A 3,160-nucleotide genomic window follows, 5' to 3' on the forward strand; every position below is an offset into this window, starting at 1 on the left:
TAGCAGGGTGGGCAATGCTGCTGCGCTGGAGGACAACGCGGTGTCGAAGTAGAAACTGGCGAAGTCGTCGAGGACATCGGCCCAGCTGCGGCCGGTGTCGGCGGTGATGGCTATGGCCATCCGGTGACTGGCATAGGGCACGAACCCGCCGGCGTGGCTCAGAATGAACCGGATCTTGGGGTAGCGGGTCCGAATACTGTTGCGCACCAGCAAGTAAGCGGCTCGAGTGGTGTCGAGCAGGAAGTCGGCGGCGAACGGCGGCACACCGGGCACGATCGGCCCGGGCAGATCGGCGGGGTGGATGAAGACAACGGCCGAGCGATCGTTGAGGGCGGCGAACAACGCATCTTGCCCGTCTTCGCCGAGATACGTGCCGGCGTTGTTGGCCAGCAGCACGACGCCGTCGGCTTTCAGGTTGTCAAGTGCTCGGACCGTTTCCGCCACCGTGTTGTCGACGTTCGGCATCGGCACGGTGGCGAAAAACCCGAACCGGTCGGGCTGTGCTGCGGCGAGTTCGGCGGTGTAGTCGTTGAGGTCACGCGCGAGCGCCGCGGCGTCGGCCGGGGGCAAAAATGCCGTGCCTGGCGTTGATACCGACAGGATGGCGGTACCGACGTCGAGTTCCGCCATCGTCTGTAGCGAGCCTTCGGGACTCCAGTCGGGCAGCTCACGTCCGCCGGCTTCGGCAATCCCGGCTTTTTGCAGAGCTTTTCGGTAGTCTGGCGGGATCACGTGGTGATGAGTGTCGATTCGCAGCATGAGTGAGATCCTGACTAGATCTGAGGCCGGATTGGTCTCGTTTGTACTTGGGGAGTCATACGGATGACGGGCACAGTGCGGTCGACGGCGAACGCGTGAACAGCGGTGCAGGTCAGGTGCTGGTCGCCGATGGCTGCTGCCACTTCGGGCGAGGCGATGAGGTCGTCCACTTGGGCTCGTGTGTCAGTGCCGAAGATGACGGCGCCGTGATAGCGCCGGTGCGGCGGATTTCTGTGGGATACGCCAAAGGTGGTGTGCGCCATGGCCGCCAACGGCAGGAGGGCGTAGGTCCGCGAGTCGCGTGCTCCCGCGGCATGCAGCGCCGGCCCCAGCCGGGTGTGGACGAACACACGAAAGGCCAGGCCCGACACGCCTCTGCGTCGGCGCACCAGCAGCACCGTGCGATGACCGACCGAGTCGTCGTGACCAGTCGTCCACCAGCGCCCGCCGCGAGGTCCGGTCTGGTGACCCAACACGTGTTCGAAGACGTTTTGCTCGTCGAGGAACACCTCGCGCATGTGCAGCGGCACCCGCAACGCGGCGGCAATGCTGGGCAATCGCACCTCGGTGAGCCCGTCGAGCGGCCACGATGACGGAACCATGGTGCCGACTGTAGCGGTGGCGGGCCAGTATCCGTGGTCGGCCGCGGAGAAGTGATACTGGTTGTACTCCAACAGGTGCGGGAGACGTTTGACGATCTCGGCGTGCGTTCCCGCCCAGTAGGCGTACGCGACGTCGCGCGGCAGATCCGCCCTCAGGCGCACCGGATAGATCGCCGAGGTGGTCGGGACGGAATCGTTCATCGAACTCCTTCGACTCGAAGCATGCGCTCCTTTTGGGCACGAATCTCGTCGTTGTAGCAGTCGATCGGTTTTCCGCCGAAGCGGGCGATGCAACCGTTGCAGTATCCGCACGCTGGTCTCCCGGGCGTCGGCGTCTGTACGTTCTTGAACAGGTAGGGATCGGCGATAAAGGCCCGCGCTGCCGACACCGCATCACATCGACCCGTCTCGATCGCCGATTCCATGCCCTTCGTCGTGTGAAATCCGCCGACGCAGATGACCGGAATGGCGAGTTGGGCGGTGAACTGTTCGGCCTGTGGGAGATTGAATCCTTCACCTCCAGGTGCCAGACGTTCGGCGGCGCGTTCGATGATGGGTGCGAGGGCGAGCATGGTCATACGTCGCCGCCGCGACATTTTGGTGCCCGAGCCCTCTTTGACTTGTCCGCTGATGAATCCCTTGTAGTGCCCCAGAACCATTCCGGGCCAGGATTCATAGTGACCGCGGGAGACTTCAACTGCGTCGACACCTTCGTCGGCCATGACCTTCGCCACGCGCACGAGTTCAGCTGTCGTCGCCCCTTTGCGCAGCGGGAGCATGTCGGTGCCGTTCATTTTCAACAGGGTTGGGAAGTCGTCTCCGACCCGAGCCCGTATCGCCTGGAATACCTCGCGGACTAGACGCATCCGATTATCGAGGCTGCCGCCGTATTCATCGGTGCGGCGGTTGGTGTGCGGGGTGAGGAACTCGCTGAGAAGGTATCCGTGCGCTGCGTGGATCTGCACACCGTCGAATCCGACATCTTGTGCGCGCGCAGCGGCGGCGGCGAAGGTGTCCACCAACGCTGGTATCTCGTCTGCCCGAAGGGGACGGGGCTTGGTCCCATAGAGAGGTTCGCGAACCGACGACGCCGACACGGTGGCCTTGCCTGGATCAGACGATCGGGGCATCTGGCGGCCACCATGGTTGAGTTGCGCGATAAGAAGGCTGCCACCGTTGTGTGCAAGCTGCACCCAATCACGCAGGCCGGGCTTCTTGTCGTCGGTATCGATCCCTGCCTGCCGACCCGCCGACTTCGCCTGCAGTGACACGAAAAGATTTCCAGTGACGATCAACGGAGTGCCCGCGCGCACCATTGGCTCGTAGAACTCCAGCAGCTCGTCGGTAACGTGTCCATCGTCGGTTGCTCGGGTCTCGCTCGTTGCTGATTTGTACAGCCGCCCAGCAACGTTCAGGCGCCCGATACGCAGTGGTTTCAGCAGGGGACTCGCTGAACTCGTCGTCATTCGGCTTCTCCTCTATTCCGCAGCATTGGCGTCGCGGTTCAGCTATCCCGGATGCCAGCGCCGGACAGCTCCGGGACGGTGCCTTCGCGGTGCAGCAGCGACTGCGCCGCGGTCTTGAACTGGCCGAGTTTCTCGACGATGGTCTGTCCCTCCCGGGTGTGGCCCCAGATGCTGATGCCCCGATGTGTGCTGGGTTCCCACGTCTTCTCGTCGACGACGATCGGGTTCCAGCCGACTTCCCATTCGAAGCCCGAGGGTGTCATCGCGTAGTAGGACAGTTCCTTGTCGTTGGTGTGCTGGCCGACGGCCAGCGCCATGTGGAAGCCGAGTTCT

The 3,160-nt window shown here is 63.5% G+C and carries 3 protein-coding genes and 1 pseudogene; all 4 read right to left on the reverse strand.

Annotated features, from left to right (window positions below):
- A partial coding sequence (locus tag VNW74_RS04915) for an amidohydrolase family protein (RefSeq protein ID WP_325675484.1) occupies window positions 1-759 on the reverse strand: 759 nt, incomplete at its 3' end.
- Window positions 760-773: 14 nt separating this feature from the next.
- Complete coding sequence (locus VNW74_RS04920; protein ID WP_325675485.1) at window positions 774-1,562, reverse strand: hypothetical protein; 789 nt, start codon at window positions 1,560-1,562, stop codon at window positions 774-776.
- The gene (locus VNW74_RS04925) at window positions 1,559-2,827 is read right to left on the reverse strand and encodes an NADH:flavin oxidoreductase (protein WP_325675486.1); all 1,269 of its coding nucleotides are present in this window, start codon (window positions 2,825-2,827) and stop codon (window positions 1,559-1,561) included. Before VNW74_RS04925 ends, VNW74_RS04920 begins: the two co-directional genes overlap by 4 nt.
- Before the next feature lie 38 nt (window positions 2,828-2,865).
- Window positions 2,866-3,160, reverse strand: a pseudogene (locus tag VNW74_RS04930) (extradiol ring-cleavage dioxygenase); the annotation flags it as partial.

Origin of the sequence: Mycobacterium sp., assembly GCF_035570115.1 — a bacterium.
In the GTDB taxonomy this organism is placed as follows: Bacteria; Actinomycetota; Actinomycetes; order Mycobacteriales; family Mycobacteriaceae; genus Mycobacterium.

What these genes read in the sequence shown, in the direction of transcription:
- VNW74_RS04920 (WP_325675485.1), bottom strand. Translation starts at nt 1,562, where the DNA reads ATGAACGATTCCGTCCCGACCACCTCGGCGATCTATCCGGTGCGCCTG.
- VNW74_RS04925 (WP_325675486.1), bottom strand. Translation starts at nt 2,827, where the DNA reads ATGACGACGAGTTCAGCGAGTCCCCTGCTGAAACCACTGCGTATCGGG.